Source organism: Dyadobacter sp. CY312 (assembly GCF_021390535.1).
Taxonomy (GTDB): domain Bacteria; phylum Bacteroidota; class Bacteroidia; order Cytophagales; family Spirosomataceae; genus Dyadobacter.
In genome coordinates, this window is sequence record NZ_JAJUXG010000012.1 from 148,080 (window position 1) to 164,604 (window position 16,525).

Annotated in this window: 13 protein-coding genes; 7 read left to right on the top strand and 6 right to left on the bottom strand. The window is 41.0% G+C overall.

Going from position 1 to position 16,525, the window contains the following annotated elements; translation table 11 throughout:
* Positions 1-60: 60 nt before the first annotated feature.
* Positions 61-1,827 (bottom strand): DUF4153 domain-containing protein, encoded by a 1,767-nt coding sequence (locus LZG71_RS17395; RefSeq protein WP_233822415.1) that lies wholly within the window; start codon positions 1,825-1,827, stop codon positions 61-63.
* Between the two features lie 130 nt (positions 1,828-1,957).
* Between LZG71_RS17395 and LZG71_RS17400 the strand changes: the two genes are divergently transcribed.
* Positions 1,958-2,935 (top strand): hypothetical protein, encoded by a 978-nt coding sequence (locus LZG71_RS17400; protein ID WP_233822417.1) that lies wholly within the window; start codon positions 1,958-1,960, stop codon positions 2,933-2,935.
* Between the two features lies 1 nt (position 2,936).
* Here LZG71_RS17400 and LZG71_RS17405 read toward each other — a convergent pair whose 3' ends face one another.
* The 3 genes from LZG71_RS17405 to LZG71_RS17415 are packed head-to-tail and all read right to left on the bottom strand — an operon-like array spanning position 2,937 to position 5,645.
* The gene (locus tag LZG71_RS17405) at positions 2,937-3,914 is read right to left on the bottom strand and encodes a bifunctional heptose 7-phosphate kinase/heptose 1-phosphate adenyltransferase (RefSeq protein ID WP_233822419.1); all 978 of its coding nucleotides are present in this window, start codon (positions 3,912-3,914) and stop codon (positions 2,937-2,939) included.
* Positions 3,915-3,972: 58 nt separating this feature from the next.
* Positions 3,973-4,401, bottom strand: coding sequence for a GNAT family N-acetyltransferase (locus tag LZG71_RS17410; RefSeq protein ID WP_233822421.1), 429 nt, complete (start codon positions 4,399-4,401; stop codon positions 3,973-3,975).
* Positions 4,398-5,645 carry a bifunctional 3,4-dihydroxy-2-butanone-4-phosphate synthase/GTP cyclohydrolase II gene (locus LZG71_RS17415; RefSeq protein WP_233822422.1) on the bottom strand — a complete coding sequence of 416 codons (1,248 nt, stop codon included), beginning with the start codon at positions 5,643-5,645 and terminating at the stop codon, positions 4,398-4,400. Before LZG71_RS17415 ends, LZG71_RS17410 begins: the two co-directional genes overlap by 4 nt.
* Positions 5,646-5,824: 179 nt before the next feature.
* Between LZG71_RS17415 and LZG71_RS17420 the strand changes: the two genes are divergently transcribed.
* The 4 genes from LZG71_RS17420 (at position 5,825) to LZG71_RS17435 (ending at position 11,288) form a co-directional block, all read left to right on the top strand.
* Entirely contained in the window at positions 5,825-7,765 is a 1,941-nt protein-coding gene (locus LZG71_RS17420) for a gliding motility-associated C-terminal domain-containing protein (protein ID WP_233822424.1), read from the top strand.
* Positions 7,766-7,911: 146 nt separating this feature from the next.
* The gene (locus LZG71_RS17425; protein ID WP_233822426.1) at positions 7,912-9,846 is read left to right on the top strand and encodes a gliding motility-associated C-terminal domain-containing protein; all 1,935 of its coding nucleotides are present in this window, start codon (positions 7,912-7,914) and stop codon (positions 9,844-9,846) included.
* A 50-nt stretch (positions 9,847-9,896) separates the two neighbouring features.
* The gene (locus tag LZG71_RS17430) at positions 9,897-10,244 is read left to right on the top strand and encodes a YbaB/EbfC family nucleoid-associated protein (RefSeq protein WP_233822428.1); all 348 of its coding nucleotides are present in this window, start codon (positions 9,897-9,899) and stop codon (positions 10,242-10,244) included.
* Positions 10,245-10,256: 12 nt separating this feature from the next.
* Positions 10,257-11,288 (top strand): glycosyltransferase family 2 protein, encoded by a 1,032-nt coding sequence (locus tag LZG71_RS17435; RefSeq protein ID WP_233822430.1) that lies wholly within the window; start codon positions 10,257-10,259, stop codon positions 11,286-11,288.
* On the opposite strand, the gene LZG71_RS17440 is transcribed toward LZG71_RS17435, so the two are convergent.
* Positions 11,269-11,490, bottom strand: coding sequence for a PspC domain-containing protein (locus LZG71_RS17440; RefSeq protein ID WP_233822789.1), 222 nt, complete (start codon positions 11,488-11,490; stop codon positions 11,269-11,271). The two genes, LZG71_RS17435 and LZG71_RS17440, sit on opposite strands and share 20 nt — an antisense overlap.
* A 348-nt stretch (positions 11,491-11,838) precedes the next feature.
* Between LZG71_RS17440 and LZG71_RS17445 the strand changes: the two genes are divergently transcribed.
* Complete coding sequence (locus tag LZG71_RS17445) at positions 11,839-12,033, top strand: cold-shock protein (RefSeq protein WP_026629450.1); 195 nt, start codon at positions 11,839-11,841, stop codon at positions 12,031-12,033.
* Positions 12,034-12,108: 75 nt separating this feature from the next.
* Here the strand turns inward: LZG71_RS17445 and lysS are convergent, their stop codons facing one another.
* Positions 12,109-13,824 (bottom strand): lysine--tRNA ligase, encoded by a 1,716-nt coding sequence (gene lysS, locus LZG71_RS17450; protein WP_233822432.1) that lies wholly within the window; start codon positions 13,822-13,824, stop codon positions 12,109-12,111.
* Positions 13,825-14,041: 217 nt separating this feature from the next.
* Here lysS and LZG71_RS17455 point away from each other — a divergent pair, with 217 nt between their 5' ends.
* On the top strand, positions 14,042-16,504 hold the full coding sequence (locus LZG71_RS17455; protein WP_233822434.1) for an AsmA-like C-terminal region-containing protein: 2,463 nt from the start codon (positions 14,042-14,044) through the stop codon (positions 16,502-16,504).
* The last annotated feature ends 21 nt before the right edge of the window (positions 16,505-16,525 follow it).

Here is a 16,525-nt window from a genome sequence, read left to right on the forward strand (position 1 = left end):
GAGAGAATATTGATATTTAATACTGTTGAATTATTAAAAAATACTATTGTATGAAGGTGGTTAATTGTGGACAATCATGCCTTGGTAATTGTAACTTGTGCTATTTTTTGAAATCGAGGTTAATATTAGTTTCGCTTTGAAGTTTTCATCATCATATTCTAAAATCATCAACTTTTGTGGAATGTCCTCGTAGTTTGTTCTTAAACTTTTTCTTAGCTCTTTTTCTTTTTTTGCAATATCCCAAAACGCTATCTTTTTGCCTTTATGGAATAGGGTAAGCGTAGCTCCAAAGTCACTACTTATAAGCATTAATCTATTATTATTGAATTTTTTCTCTTCCCAAGTGGAAAAGAAAAATAAGTATTTGAACTTATCAATGTTGATTATCTCTGTATTAGAAGATCCTGCGACAGAGAATTGAGTGAAATAGTCCTCTTTGGAGATTTTGTCAGACGAAACAAACTTGTTTAGATGATCTCTCATTCGACCATGATGAATAGATATGCGATTTACATCTTTCTTATCTATCGGAAATGAGGGAAAAAACTTCGCCAGTACATTGGAATCTCTTTGTTGGAAGAAATTAATAATTGAGAAAAGTTGATCGTAGTCTTTTTGAGGGATTTCTGCGGATAGCCCAATTTTATTATCCTTAGTCAATAATTTGTGAGTGGTAAGAAGATGTTGAAATTGGTTTAATTGACTGCTCTGAGCGATGGAGAAAATATTCCAGGGGCCAATACAGACCAGAACACAAATGATTGAAAGTGATACCGGGATAACCCGGATGTCGTTCTTTTTTACAAACAAAAAATAAATAGTTGTTCCTGCAAGCCAAAACGTAAGAACAGCTACCAGGTAACGATTTTCGGTTACACCATAATCATTAATTCTTCGAAAAATACCGATACCCAGTAAAACAATAAGTGGTAATAAGGCAAGATAGAATCGGTGACTATACATTTTGATCCAACGTTCTCCTGGATTATCCCGCAACGGATAAAGGAGCAGTAATGCTAAAATGCCTGCAATAGAAAATGCCAGGGTGAGATATGCTACGCCACCATCAGGTAAAGTCCATTGGAAGAGGATCTTGCCAACGTAAGCATATAATATAACCAGGTAAACAACTTCAAGTGGAAGCAGAACATATTGGGTAAATATTTTTAATCCGGGCGGATATACCACTTCCTGTTCCAGATCAGCTAGTTGTGTCGGAATTTTACTTAAAAAGAAAATGGTGTGAAAAAGTGCAAAAATAAACACCGCCAGATCTGCCTCAATTTCAAATGAAAATTTAACATTGAAGAGAAATTTAATGGTTTGAATAGCAATGAGTAATCCAACATACAAAGTGATTGAATATAGGGTAGCATTCAGAAATTGTAAGAAGAGCATTTTGTTAAATTGCCAGAATCCATTAAGCTCATTGGATCGTATAAAAGGAGCATAGGAAGCCAAAAGATGGACTCCTGCAAAAAAAATCATAAACCGATAATAGTCGGTTTGGTCTGGAGCCTGTTTAATTGAGAAGTAATACAGAGCAAGTACTACGCCTGTTAGTACCCAGATTCCAGCGACTAAAGTGTTTTTCCAAGAATGACGTTTAGCAGAAATGGTAATTGCGATCGCTAATGGAACCGAAAGAAAGCTTATGTACAACAATCGTGTTAAGTCATTGCGTAAGATTTCGTTTTTATAAGGGGTTTCAATATACCAAATGAAGAGGACCACTTTGGTCAGGGCCAGAAGTGTAACTAGCTTGTATCTCGAAATGGTATCTAGTGAACTATTGGCAAGTGTATTAAATGAAGGGAATTTGATCATGGCAGGGAGGTGAGAATCAATGAAAGTTGTAAATGAACAAATTTTAAGCGAAAGTTCATATTGCTGTTTTGGTACAATACACAACACCTTTTCTCGTTATTTGCCCAAAATCGCACCCCAACATATTTTCATGAATCGTTATCGCAGCCTCTTGGTATGTTTTCTGTTGACGTCGGTATCGCATACCTACGCACAGCACTTTTCTCTAAGTCGTTTGTTTTATCCCAATGTAACCCTGAAAGCGGATTATAACGTACCATCAAGTCTTGACGGCACACGGGATTATGGCGTTACCAGGAGTGGATTTTATGGTGTGATTCCCATCCAAAGTGAAGTGCAGCTTGGATATAGCCTTAAAAAGAAACTAGACCTTCGAGCTGTGCATACCGTTATGCTTGCACAGTTTACTCAAATACAGCCGACCATTGATGGCAAAAATGTACCGGACAACGGGTACAAAACCCTTTCTGTTGGTGTACTCAGATTACAGGCAAGCATCAAAGATCGCCTTTGGGTATATGGCGGTGGATTGGGTGTGACGGAGAGTAATGAAACATTTTTTTCTCCGCAACCATTCTTTTGGGGAGGTGCTGCCCGAATGCATATCTTAGGATTACGAACGCAGATTATCTATGGATCGGCAATTACCTACAATCAGAAATTGCGGTTCGTACCCGTTTTTGGAATCAATAAAGGGCTCGGACATTGGAGAATTTCAGCGCTGTTACCGTTTATGATCAATGCCAATTACAAGGCAACCAAATGGTTTAACGTGGATATGCTAGCTGGCTTAAATGGTTATAGCGGTGGTTTTCAGATTCAAACGCCGGATGAAAAAATGCTGAGACGTGAGAATTACCGTCAGATCAAAACAGGGATTGCTGCAAATGCACATTTGTTTTCGGCGATCAATGTTTCTTTGGAAGCCGGGGTGACAACTTTCCGTCAACTCAGAACTTTTAATAGCGCCCGGGAAAACCTGACCTCTCATACACCGGCAACAACACCTTACATTGGTGCCAGTGTAAGGTATATCACAAGCAGATCAGGATTTTCATCAAGATTCATCCGAAAACTTGGGTTAGGACAAACGGGAGTCAACTGGTAAATCAGCTCAGCTTGGCGGCTTCCGTTTTCAATAGCTCCTTGTCTATTGGAACTACGCCTATCATTTCACAAACAAGTCCACCGCCCAGATTCGAAATCGCAGCAATGGATTTGGGAGGAAGGCCCAATGCAACACAACAGGCTGCAATGCTGATAACGGTGTCTCCGGCTCCGGATACGTCGGCGATTTGACGAATATGGGCAGGAAGCTTGTGGATTTCTTCTTCAAAATCAATAAAAACACCTCGCTCAGAAAGTGTAATTAATGCTCCTTTCACGTTGAGTGTTTCTTTCAAGTGCTGAACCGTAGCTCTGAGCTCTTCCGGATTATCAACATTAAAGTCTATTTTCAAACCCTCTCTCAGTTCTTTCAGGTTTGGTTTGAATAGCGTTGTATTGTTGTAGGCAAGAAAATTCCGTTTCTTGGGATCTACAACCGTCGGAACATTATGTTCATTTGCAAAGTCGGTAATTTCGGAAATTGACTCTGGTGTAAGAACACCTTTGTCGTAATCTTCAAAAATAATCACCTGGCAAGAAGGAATCAATTCCTTCGCCTTGGCTATCAGTCTTGCTGTTTCCTGACGGTCGATAGGTTTGTCCGTTTCGGTGTCAATTCTTACAACTTGCTGCGAGCCAGCGATAATTCTTTCTTTAATAGTTGTGATACGATTGTCGCTACGAATCAACCCTTCGCAGTTTAATCCCTTTTCTACCAAACTATTATGAAGTAGATCTCCGGGAGAATCGGTGCCAATTACCGTACAAATGATGGCTTCTGCTCCCAACGCCTGAACGTTCAACAGTACATTCCCTGCTCCGCCAAGTCGATATTCTCTTTTTTGAACATTAACTACCGGCACTGGTGCTTCGGGAGATATGCGATCAACTTTTCCCCAGACGTAAGAATCAAGCATTACATCACCAATTACGAGTACACGAAGTGAGTTAAATGCTTCAAAAACCTGATGAATATTCATGTATGTATAATTCTGTTTTTAAGAAAAAGCTCCTTGTAATCCGGAGCTCTTATTAATATTAAAGTTTTGCGACGAAGTGCAAACTCGCCACCTGAAACCGCTTGTTAAGATACAGCCTGTGTGCATCCGTGCGAGTTTCACTGACCCCGGAATCCAGATCAACCTGATCAAAGCCTTGCTGTTTGGCATATTCAAAAATCCAGTCCAGCAGAATTCCCGCATAACCGTTTCCGCGATATTCGGGTAATGTTGAAAGATCGTCGATGTAAATGTACTTTCCGCGAAAAAGATTATATCCGGTTTCGAATACTGCTATGCCCGCTGCCTCACCGTTTCCTTCGATGTAGATAAGCTGACGATTGTCTGCCAGTGTTTTACTAACAGCTTCATGGTACAGTTCGTCAGTCAGCAAAGGTCGTAAAGCCTGAATAGCTCTGCGACATTTACTGATATCTTCACTCGTTAAAGCGCGTTTTACCTGACTCATCCTTTGTTTACAGGGAAAGTAAGATTGCTTAGATTGTGACCCATCTTATCCCTTTTTGTAATAAGATAATTCTCGTTATGCGGATTGGATGCGATTTCAATAGCCACTGAGTCAACTATTTCCAGACCGTAGCCAATCAGCCCGGCACGCTTTTTCGGATTGTTGGAAATCAATTTTATTTTTGAAACTTCCAGGTCACGCAATATTTGTGCACCGACGCCATAATCACGCTCATCGCTTGTAAACCCGAGTTCCAGATTGGCTTCCACAGTATCGCGGCCCATTTCCTGAAGTTTGTAAGCTTTCAGTTTGTTGAGCAGACCTATGCCTCGTCCTTCCTGGTTCATGTATACGATAACACCTTTTCCTGCCTTATCAACCATTTCCATCGCTGCGTGTAGCTGAGGACCACAGTCGCAGCGGCATGATCCAAAGATATCACCGGTAACGCAGGACGAATGGACGCGAACCAGTACAGGTTCGTCTTTTTCCCAGGTCCCTTTTACAAGGGCAAGATGGAGATCACCTGTATTAATCTGGCGGTAAGCGATTAAATCGAAATGCCCCCAATTGGTTGGCATATCAACGCCTATTTCCCTTTTGATCAGCGATTCTTCCTTTAACCTGTATTCGATCAGATCTTTAATGCTGACCAGCTTCAAGTCAAACTTATTTGCGATTTCCCGAAGTTGCGGAAGACGTGCCATGGAGCCATCTTCGTTCAGAATCTCAACAAGTACACCTGCCGGAGCAAGGCCAGCGAGGCGTGGGAAATCAATCGCCGCTTCTGTGTGGCCGGTACGGCGTAAAACGCCACCTTTTTTAGCTCTTAATGGGAAAATGTGACCTGGGCGGCCAAGATCTTCGGGTTTTGTTTCAGGGTCTACCAGCGCCTGAATCGTTTTGGCACGGTCGCTTGCCGATATACCCGTTGTGCAGCCGTGTCCTAAAAGATCTACCGAAACAGTAAACGCTGTTTCGTGTAATGCTGTGTTGTTACCGACCATCATTTCCAGGTCAAGCTCCGCGCAACGTTCTTCTGTGATGGGAACACATATTAAACCCCGACCTTCACGGGCCATGAAATTTACGATTTCAGGTGTGATCAGTTCGGCAGCACATATAAAATCGCCCTCGTTTTCGCGATCTTCATCGTCAACAACAATAATCATTTCTCCGCGACGTATCGCAGCTATTGCTTCTTCAATTGTATCTAACACAGTCGTATCACCGTTATTGTTCATTAATTGAGTTGATGAAAAATACTTTTGAACAAAAACTCGTTTTAAAATTCAAAGGTACAGTCTAAATGTGGAAAAGTTCTATTTTTGAATTTGTATTACAGAGAACAAAGGATTACCTCAATGCGTTTCAACGACGCTGACAATAATAATAGCAGTTTGCAGGTATAAAACTAACCCCGATGAAAAGAATATTACTTTTATTATCCCTGCTTATTCCATTTTTGCTTTTTTCGATTGGGGTTAAGGGGCAAGCGCCTGTGTGTAGTAACCCTGGGGGTGGTGCGTTTGACGTTGCACAGTCGGAAGGTTGTGCACCTTTGACGGTTACAGTGACTAATAAGAAAACGGGTGCAGATCTCATTGAATATGTTTATGATTTAGCGAAAGGTCAAGTAGATATTCCTGATAAAATCCTGAGAACTAGTTCCACCTCATACAGTTATACAAAGGCAGGGACATACACCATATTACAATGGGGTACAGCTGTGGTTGGATTTACTGCTTGTAAAGATATTGTGGTACGCGAAACAGCTGCGCCAAATGCGCAACTTACAACTTGTAAAAGCGGACGGGTTAGACTTACACTTGTTGACGACGCAATTTACCAGGCATACGATGCCATCGAGATTGATTGGGGAAATGGACAAAAGATAAAGGTGAACAAGGGCGGGTTACTTATTCACGATAAGGTCTTAGGTATAAATCCTTCCGTCAAAATAAAAGGGATTTACAATCAGGGTTTTTGTGCTTCCGAAGTAAAGTCTAACACTTTGACGGGCCTAATTAACCCTCCATCTTTGGCGAGTATCAAAATAAAGAGAATCGAGATGTCAGCGGACGGCAAGGCATTGATTGTTTTCAATGGTATGCAAGATATTGAATCAGAGTTGTTTATTTCCGATGGAGGACAATTCGCAACAACCAATAAAAAGAGCCATGTGAGTGGTGAAGTATCTATACTGGTTGAAGGGCTTGATCCGTCTAAGGTTTATAATTTTAAATTAATATCAAAAGATATCTGTGACAACCCAACTGACAGCCCGATAGCCAACAGCGTTGCTCTAAAGAAAGACATTGTTGTTAGCGACGAATCAAATTCCATGACCTGGAGTTCGTACAGTAGTTCGGGAGGACCACTGGTTTATCAGATACTCAGAGATAACGGAACAAGCAAAGATGAACTTGTATTCAATTCAGCCGATGCGCTCTTCTTTTCCGATGATAAGGTAAAGTGCGGGGAAACGTACACTTATCAGTTATTGGTTGCAGACGGTGATGTGCGCTCCTATTCTGCACCTTTGGAGTTGGTGCCGACCACTTCTGATCCTGAAAAAATTACAACGGCTAGCGTTGCAGTGGATGATGTCAATCTCGTTTCCACGTTGGTTAGCTTTTCGGGTAATGGGATAACTTCCACTTATAATCTGATTGTAGAACGTGCAAATGCAGGAAGTTCTGATTTTCTGCAGGTTTCGCCACCCGGTAACCAGAGCATTAACTATGAAGATACAGATGTAAACACTTCCTCAACCTCTTACTGTTACCGCTTTATTTACGAAAATTCGTGCAAGAAAATTTCCCCGCCAAGCGATCCGATATGTTCTATTCTACTGACAAATAATATCCAGGATATTTCCTGGTCGGATAAGTCGCCGTTTTCCTCTGGTATTGAGTCTTACGATCTGGTAAAAATGGATGCGGCAGGAGCGGTACAGGATGAAATGCCAAAGCAACTTGAAACGAGGCATGCAATTGATCTGAATGCCGATGGGAACAGTAGTTTTAAGGTAAAGGCGAAGTCGGGTAACATGATCAGTTATTCCAACGTAGTCAGTATCAGCGGAGATGTGATCATGCTTATACCGGACATCTTTACCCCGAATGGAGATACGCACAATGATAAGTTTGAAGTGAAAAGCATATTTACCAATTCTTTCAGAATAAGGATTTACAGCCGTTGGGGAGAAATGGTGTTCCAGTCAGAAAATGCCGTGGATGGTTGGGACGGAAATATTAGTGGAAAACCGGCGGCAGATGGACATTATGTCTATAAAATAGAAGCAACCACACTAAAAGGTGAGCCCATTTCTAAAACAGGTGGTTTGATGCTGGTCAGATAACTACATTACAATCCTTATCACACTTCTTTTAATAGTTAATGGTAAGGGAATCAGCGGCAAATCTCTTAAATTTGCACCTTCGTTTTTAAAATCTGTGTCCTGGACCTTTCAACAGGGATAAGGCTATTTGGTTTAAAAAGTTAATTATGAAATTGAAAACACACTTAGTATACGGCGTAGCTTTATTATTGATTGGTGGCAGAGTGTCAGCACAAGGGTTGTGTAGCAGGGAAGGAGGAAGTTTTACATTGAGCAGTACCGAGGTCTGCGTTGCGGCTCCAATCAAAGTTACGAATTTGGTGTCTAATCCAGCTAATGAGGGCATAGGGTATGTTACCAGATACGATGGAACATCCACACAAAACCTGGCTTACTTAGATCTTCTTCCTAGCCTTACATTTTCCTATAATTTCCCAGGTAACTATACAGTTTTACAGAGAGTTTTTACAACAAATGGTCAAACGTTATATCATTGTGAAAATGTAAAAGTTATCGAAAGTAGTGGTGTTACGGCCAGTTACAGCTCCTGTGGCGGTGGGAATATTAATTTAGTTCTTACTCAGGATGTGGTGCTTAACGCCTACGATCAAATAGAAATAAACTGGGGAGATGGATCGCCAATTAAGAAATGGAACAAAGGAGATGCTCTAATTTTGCCACATACATACACCAGCACTTCAGTTTCTCCAACTGTAAAGATTACAGGCTTGCATAATAATTCTACCGGTTGTAAAGAGGGTGTCCCGAAATCTATCCCAATAAAATTTGAGGTAGCGGAGCTAGCAGGCATTCAAGTCAACACTCTCGAAATGTCAGCCGGCGGAAGTTTGTCTTTTACTTACAAAGGGATTGATGCAATTAAAACGCAGGTGCAGTACAGTGCTGACGGAGGTGCAAACTTTACGAATGGTGGAAGTTGGTCGTTGGGTGGGACTAACACATTTTCTATCAAGCCAGTGATTAAAGATGTAGCTTACACGGTTAGGTTAATGTCGATTGATAATTGCGGAGGCAGTCTACCATCAAAGCCAATAACCAGTATGGCTATCAAGGCTGTGTCAAATAGTGGCGCGGTAAAATTATCTTGGAATAAATATCCGGTTGCGGGTGATTTTAAGAGTTACGAATTGTATAAAAATGGGAATTTGTACAAAACATTTAATGATATCGGAGAAGTCGAATTTACGGATACAGATGTTGACTGTGGTGACGTTGAGGTATATTATGTAAAAGCGATATTAGTAGGTGCCTCCTCAAAATCCGCGGAGGAATTGATTAAGGTAGATAACACAGGAAGTGTAGGTCTGGCGAAAGCGTCGGTGAGTGTAAGTGGAGATAAAGTACTCATAGTAGCCGAAGCGCCTGGAAAATCCTACGACCTGACGATTGAAAGGGCAGAAAGTGTAAGTGGCCTGTTCAAAAGGGTTATGATTCTTAATTCCCAGAATGAATATCTTGACGACAATAATGTTCATCCATCTGATCAGTCATATTGTTATAAATTGAGCTACTCATCCTGCGGGCAACATTATCCTGCCACACCTCCGATATGCACCATTCTACTTCAAAAAAAACATTCCACTTTTACATGGTCTAATGATCTGCCTTTTTTGGAGCCTATTGATGATTATACCATGTTGCAAACCGGTAGCAGTGGTAGCGCACAGGAAATTGTTGTTGGGCCTAATCTGTCTTTTACGGCTAGGCTGGACTCTGATAGTGATCCCGAGTACACTTTTCAGATTAAAGCAACTTCTGACAATGGTAACTGGGAAAGTCTTTCCAATGCAGTTGTATATAAAAGAAATACTGATATCTTCTTTCCAACTGCATTTACACCCAATGATGATTTTAAAAATGATGACATAAAGCCAATCACTACTGAATTGACATCCTATAGTTTTACTATCTATAATCGTTGGGGAGGAGTTGTCTTTCATACAACAGATCAAAATTTAGGATGGAATGGAAAGGTGAAAAATGAACTTGCGGAACTTGGATGGTATCTTTATAAAATTACTTTCAAAGATGATCTTGACCAAAAAGTTGAAAAAAGCGGTACTTTTATGCTCCTGAGATAGAACCTTTGTGGCCATTTCGGGTTTATATAGTACTATAAAATATTAGAGATATGTTTGGAAATATGGCAGATATGATGGGGCTGATGGGGAAAATGAAAGACCTTCAGTCTCGTATGAAAGATGCTCAGGAACAATTGGCAACCATTATTGAAACAGCCGAGTCGGGTGGAGGAATGGTAAAGGCTACCGTAAATGGGCAAAAAAGTTTGATCGGACTGGATATTGATAAAGACCTGATCAATCCGGATGACAAAGAAATGCTTCAGGATCTTATCGTGGCAGCTGTTAACAAGGCTTATGAGCGTATTGAACCTAAGATTAAAGAACATCTTCAAAAGGCTACAGACGGAGTTCTTCCTAATATTCCGGGTTTGGATCTGGGTGGATTAATGAAATAATACACGCTTTTCATGACCCTCCCCAGTGTTGCAATTGTTATCCTGAATTTTAACGGTAAACATTATCTTGAGCAGTTCCTGCCGGGTGTGATCGCACACTCTGTGGGATACGACATATGGGTAGCTGATAATGCGTCGTCAGATCAATCCATGGAATGGCTTCATACGCATTATCCACTGGTAAAAACGCTTGCTATTTCAGAGAACAAAGGTTATGCGGGTGGTTATAATGAGGCACTTATGCAAATTAAATCCGACTATTATATACTGCTCAATTCAGATATAGAGGTTACGGACGGTTGGATTGAGCCCGTGATATCCTACATGGAATCTGATGAAAAGATAGCTGCCTGTCAGCCAAAAATCCTGGCATATGACTTGCGAACACATTTTGAATATGCCGGTGCAGCCGGGGGCTACATGGATTATCTGGGTTATCCATTCTGCCGTGGAAGAATTTTTGATACACGGGAAGAGGATTTCGGGCAGTATGATGACGAGCGGGATGTATTCTGGGCAACGGGTGCTTGCTTATTCGTAAAGGCCGATGCTTTTCATGAAGCCAATGGATTTGACCAGCGATTTTTTGCCCATATGGAGGAAATCGATCTTTGCTGGCGTTTGCTCAATTTGGGGTATCGGATTACCTACTCCGGGAAATCAACAGTGTATCATGTAGGAGGTGGTACATTGCACAAATCAAATCCCAAAAAGACATTTCTGAATTACAGGAATAACCTGATTATGCTTTTTAAAAACCTTCCGAAAGGCAGAAGGTGGAAAACAATTTTTTTCAGACTGGTACTAGATGGTATCTCCAGTGTTCGGTTTATGGCTACTGGTGCATGGCCCGACGTATTGGCTATCGTACGCGCTCATTTCGCATTTTATGCGATGATTCCGTCACTTACGAAAGGTCAAAAAAGATTTACATACAGAGCACCTCTTTACTACAGAAGTGTGGTATGGGAATATTTTATTTTAGGAAAACATAAGTTCACACAGCTCACGGGAATTGCATTTCCTAAAGTTCCCAGATTGTAGGGCTGTTGTGTCTTCTCCAGTGCTGGCGTAGTTCCAGCCAGAAAGCAAGCACAAGATAAAGTATGATGGGAGACCCGAAAGTCATGAAAGTGGCGTATATGAAGTATAATCGAATACTACTGGCTGGAAAATTGAGCCTTTCTCCCAACTTCGCACATACACCAAATATCTGATCCTCTACGAAATACCGAAGCTTGTTCATATCCTCTTTTACAATAATTGCCTCATATTTAGCAATTTTCATCGCCAATTACAAGTGCTTTGGCAAAATTACAATCAAAAGTGGCAAAATAGCAAATTACCTTTAACTCGTAAATTTTCAAATTATTGAATCAAATAAATTATTTTACGCACAATTTTTGTTTCTTTGTGATTAAGGAATTTGTAAGTGGTTCATTATTATTAAGATGTCTTGATTAAAAATTCCAAAATTTCTTTTGTCAATCGGTTGTGCATCGCTCAATTGTTTGGTTAAGGAAAAGAGGGGTAAAATGGAGCGGTTACAATTCTGATGTATTTTCACCTTATTTAATTTTTTATTTACAACATTATGCCAACAGGTACTGTAAAATTTTTCAATGAAGCTAAGGGATACGGCTTCATCGTTGAAGACGACACAAACAGAGACATCTTTGTCCATGTGACAGGATTAGGAGGGCTTACAATTCGTGAAAACGACCAGGTTGAATACGAGGTTGTTGAAGGGAAAAAAGGTCTTAACGCTGTACAGGTAAAAAAGATATAGTTGTATTTTTTTTGCAGAAATGAAAAATGCCGGATTTCGCGATCCGGCATTTTTCATTTGAAGTGATTTCAAGGCTTATTCCACCCAGCTTTTTATATCGTCCACAGTCGGGAGCTTATCTTCTATTTTGAGCTTCTTGCGCATTCCACCCAGATCATTGAATATCTTATTGGGACTGGCGGCTTTAAGCTGCTCAATGGTGAGAATATTCATTTTTTGCAATGCAGGTATCCACACTGCCGGTACGCCGGCATTTACATAATCTTCATCTTTTGCGATCTCCTGTTTCTTTTCAGGACGCATTTGAGGGAAGAAGATTACCTCCTGAATACTCGAATTATTTGTGAGTAACATCGTTAGCCTGTCAATACCAATTCCAATACCGGATGTAGGGGGCATACCGTAGTCAAGCGACCGCAGGAAATCGTCGTCCACCTCCATGGCCTCATCATCCCCCCGCTCTTTCAGTTTCAGCTGATCTTCAAAGCGCTCTCTTTGTTCAATAGGGTCATTGAGCTCAGAATAGGCATTGGCAATTTCTCTTCCGTTGACAAAAAGCTCAAAACGCTCCACCATTCCAGGCTTGCTTCGGTGCTTTTTGGTAAGCGGCGACATTTCCACCGGATGATCGGTAATGAAAGTCGGCTGAATGATATGCTCCTCCACTTTTTCTCCGAAAATCTCGTCAATCAGCTTTCCTTTGCCCATGCTGTCATTTACTTCCATACCCCACTCGCGGCATTTTTCACGGATAGCAACTTCGTCGAGCGCATCTACATTCAGGCCGGTATATTGATGGATGGCATCTGTAATACTTAATCTCGGATAAGGCCCTGCAAAATCAAGCTCAGTATCTCCAAAAGTTGCTTTTGTAGTTCCGTTAACAGCGAAAGCAGCCTTTTCCAGCACTTCTTCGGTCATTTTCATCATCCACAGGTAGTCTTTGTAAGCCACGTATAGCTCCACCGTTGTGAATTCCGGATTGTGGGTACGATCCATACCTTCGTTCCGGAACAATTTGCCGAACTCGTATACTCCCTCGAAACCGCCTACAATGAGGCGTTTAAGGTGAAGTTCTGTTGCAATACGCAGGTAAAGACCCAGGTCCAACGCATTGTGATGTGTTTCGAAAGGTCTTGCTGCCGCACCGCCATGGATGGTCTGTAACACAGGCGTTTCTACTTCCAGCCAGCTCTTTGAGTCAAAGTAAGAACGCATGGTGGTAATAATCCTGGCGCGCTTGATAAAAATATCGCGTACATCAGGATTAACGATCAAATCCACATAACGCTGGCGATAACGCAATTCAGGGTCTGTAAATCCGTCATAGATGTTTCCTTCCTCATCGCGCTTCACAACAGGCAGAGGACGAAGAGATTTATTTAATAGTTTGAATTCCTGCACATGAACAGATATTTCACCTGTTTGCGTAGTGAACACAAAGCCTTTTACACCAATGATGTCACCGATATCGAGCAACTTCTTAAACACCGTGTTGTAGAGAGTTTTGTCGTCGCCCGGGCAAAGGTCGTCGCGGCGGAAGTATAGTTGTATACGGCCGCTGCTATCCTGCATCTCAGCAAAGGCCGCACTTCCCATAATCCGGAATCCCATCAAACGGCCGGCCATGGTCACATTCTTATAATCAATCTTATTGTTCTCGTAGTTTTTATTGATATCTGCGGCGTAAGTATTCACCGTAAATTCTTCGGTTGGATATGGTTCTATACCCATGCGCATTAACTCTTCGCGCTTCTGCCGGCGTAAAATTTCCTGTTCGCTTAGTAGCATTTTTATTCGCAGTATTTTATGATCATTACCTCTTCGTATACAAAAGAGTGCGCAAAACTAGCATTTTTTGCTGTGAATAGCGAAATTGACAGGTGCAACCTCTGTTAACAATCCAGGGCAAAGTATTTTGTGGCATGTTATTAGTAACATTCCTTTATCATACCACTGGCGCGTAACTGTTTTGTTGCCATATTGTGGTTAATCATTCCCTCTTTTCATGTTTTCGAAATTTTTAAAAATTACCGGAATTGTTGCGTTGGTAGGCATTTTGCTTTTTGGTGCAGTAGAGCTATGGCTGTACCGCAACAGGGAAGAACTGTTTCGTAAGGTGCAGGAAATGGTTAATGAACAGTTGAATGGTAATCTGGAAATAGGGGATTTTAGGTTTCGGCCTTTCCGTGGAGGTTTCGGTCTTAATTTTACCCTTGCCAATGTGAAAATTACTGACAGCCTTTATAAAGAGCACCATACCCCGTTCCTTGATTTGGAATTACTTCATGCAACTTTGGATTTAAACGGGTTGTATAAAGGCGATATTAAAATAAAAAATCTGGTACTGCAAAACGGAAGTCTGCGGATTTTTGTGAGAAAGGACGGCTACTCCAATCTTACGATATTTAAGAAAGCTGATCAGGACAAAACTCAAAAGGACAACGCAGGAAGTAAAGACGGATTTATAAAAAAACTAAGTAATCTTCGTTTTATCAATTTTGCTGTAAGTTACGCCGACTCCACCACGGGGAAAGGCTATGGAGGGCTCTTTCGTGATGCAAAGAATCTCATCACCTTAACAGACACTGCTACCAATGCCAATTTCTCTGGTTCGGTCTATTTCAATGGCTTGATCTTCAAGCCGGAAAAAGGAGGTTTTCTGATCAATCAGGAAACAAATATCAATATGCTGCTTTCATACAGGGAAAACGAGAAAAAGCTGACAATTTATCCATCCGTATTGGAGACCAGCACACAAGATAAAATTAATATCAGTGGCGTGTTCAATCTTCGGGACACGCTGAATCCTTTTCAACTCAATTTTCAGGCAAAAGCCATTGCTGTGGATCATGCGTTGCCACTACTTCCGCAAAAGGTAAGAGCACAAATCGATTCAATCGGTGTTAAGTCGCTTGTTGACACCGATGTGAGACTTCTGGGTAGGGGAAAAGGCGAAAAACCAAAGGTCAATCTTCGTTTCAAAACACATCCGTTTGTATATGAGCTACGCATTGGCAGTCTGAATAACGTCGTTGCCGAAGGTTATTATACCAATCAGGGTGATTCTCTTCAATCACCTGGTCCTTTAAACGCCAGGCTTACAGCCCCCAATGTGAAAGGATATTTTGGTAAAATACCATTCAGTGTTAAACTTGTTGTGAATAATTTCGTAGATCCTCATGCAAAGCTGGACGGTTATTTAAATGCGGATTCATCCAATCTGGATCAGTTGCTGGATCCTACGCGTTACCGTTTCAAAAATGGCCGGGCGCATATTGATTTTCATTTTAATGGAAGTTTAAACAAATTCTATGATGCATCCACGGATCGTTTCAATGGAAAACTGTGGGGAAAAGTGTCTTTACGGAATTTGGGGATGGATTATTTACCAAGACAGGTTCAGTTAAGAAAAATAAGCGGAGATGTGGTTTTTAATGAAAAATCTTTCGTGTTCTCAGATCTGAGTTTCTCCGACGGACCTAATATGCTATACCTTAAAGGCAGTGTAATTGATCTCATTCCCTATCTATTTGGTTCACCGAAACCTTTACGTTCGCTGGTTAATATCAACATCCCCAATTGGAAGCTCAATTGGCTGGAAACTTTGCTTGCTCCGCGTCAGCAGGTAGTGAAACGAAGAAAAAATCAACTTAAACTTTCTGAGTTGCTGGACGATGCCATTGATCAAATTGAAATCACGGCCAAACTAAATGCTGACAAAGTAAGTTACAAGCGATTTGCAGCGTCAAACATGAAGGGCGAGTTTACGGTGAAAGACAACGCACTCCGAATCGAGTATTTTGTAATGAAGGCCTTTAAAGGAGCGCTGGTACGGGTGTCGGGAGAGATGGATAATTCCGGAGCGAATCCATTGCCAAAACTTTCCTTGCGGGGGAAAGTGTCCAATGCAGATGTTCAGAGCGTATTCTATTCATTTGATAACTTCGGACAAAAAACTCTGACGGATAAAAATCTGAAAGGTCGATTGAGCACGGAATTTGATTTTGAGAGCCTACTGAATAATAACGTTCAGGTGGTGCCAGCTTCAATGAAAGGAGAGCTGCACATTAATCTCAGAAATGGCTTTATCAATAATTTTGTGCCGTTTCTTAAAATGAAAAAACTTCTATTTAAAAACAGGAATTTTGAAAGTGTTCAATTTGCGCCAATTACAAATACATTTCGACTCAATGGACAAGAGATTGAAATAGAACCGATGGAAATAGAATCGAATGTGATTACCCTGTTTGTGGATGGTGTATACAGCTTTGGTAAGAAAACAGATATTAACATCGGTATTCCACTGAGTAATTTAAAAAAGAGGGATTCTACTTATGTGCTTGATCCAAACAATCCGGAGAAAAAAGAAGGTTCTAAAATATTTTTGAAAGCGATTGATGAAAATGGAGAGGTAAATATCAAAATGGCTTTCAGAAAAAAGGACAGAAAAAAAAGAAAGGAAAGGTGATATACCTTTCCTGACAATTTT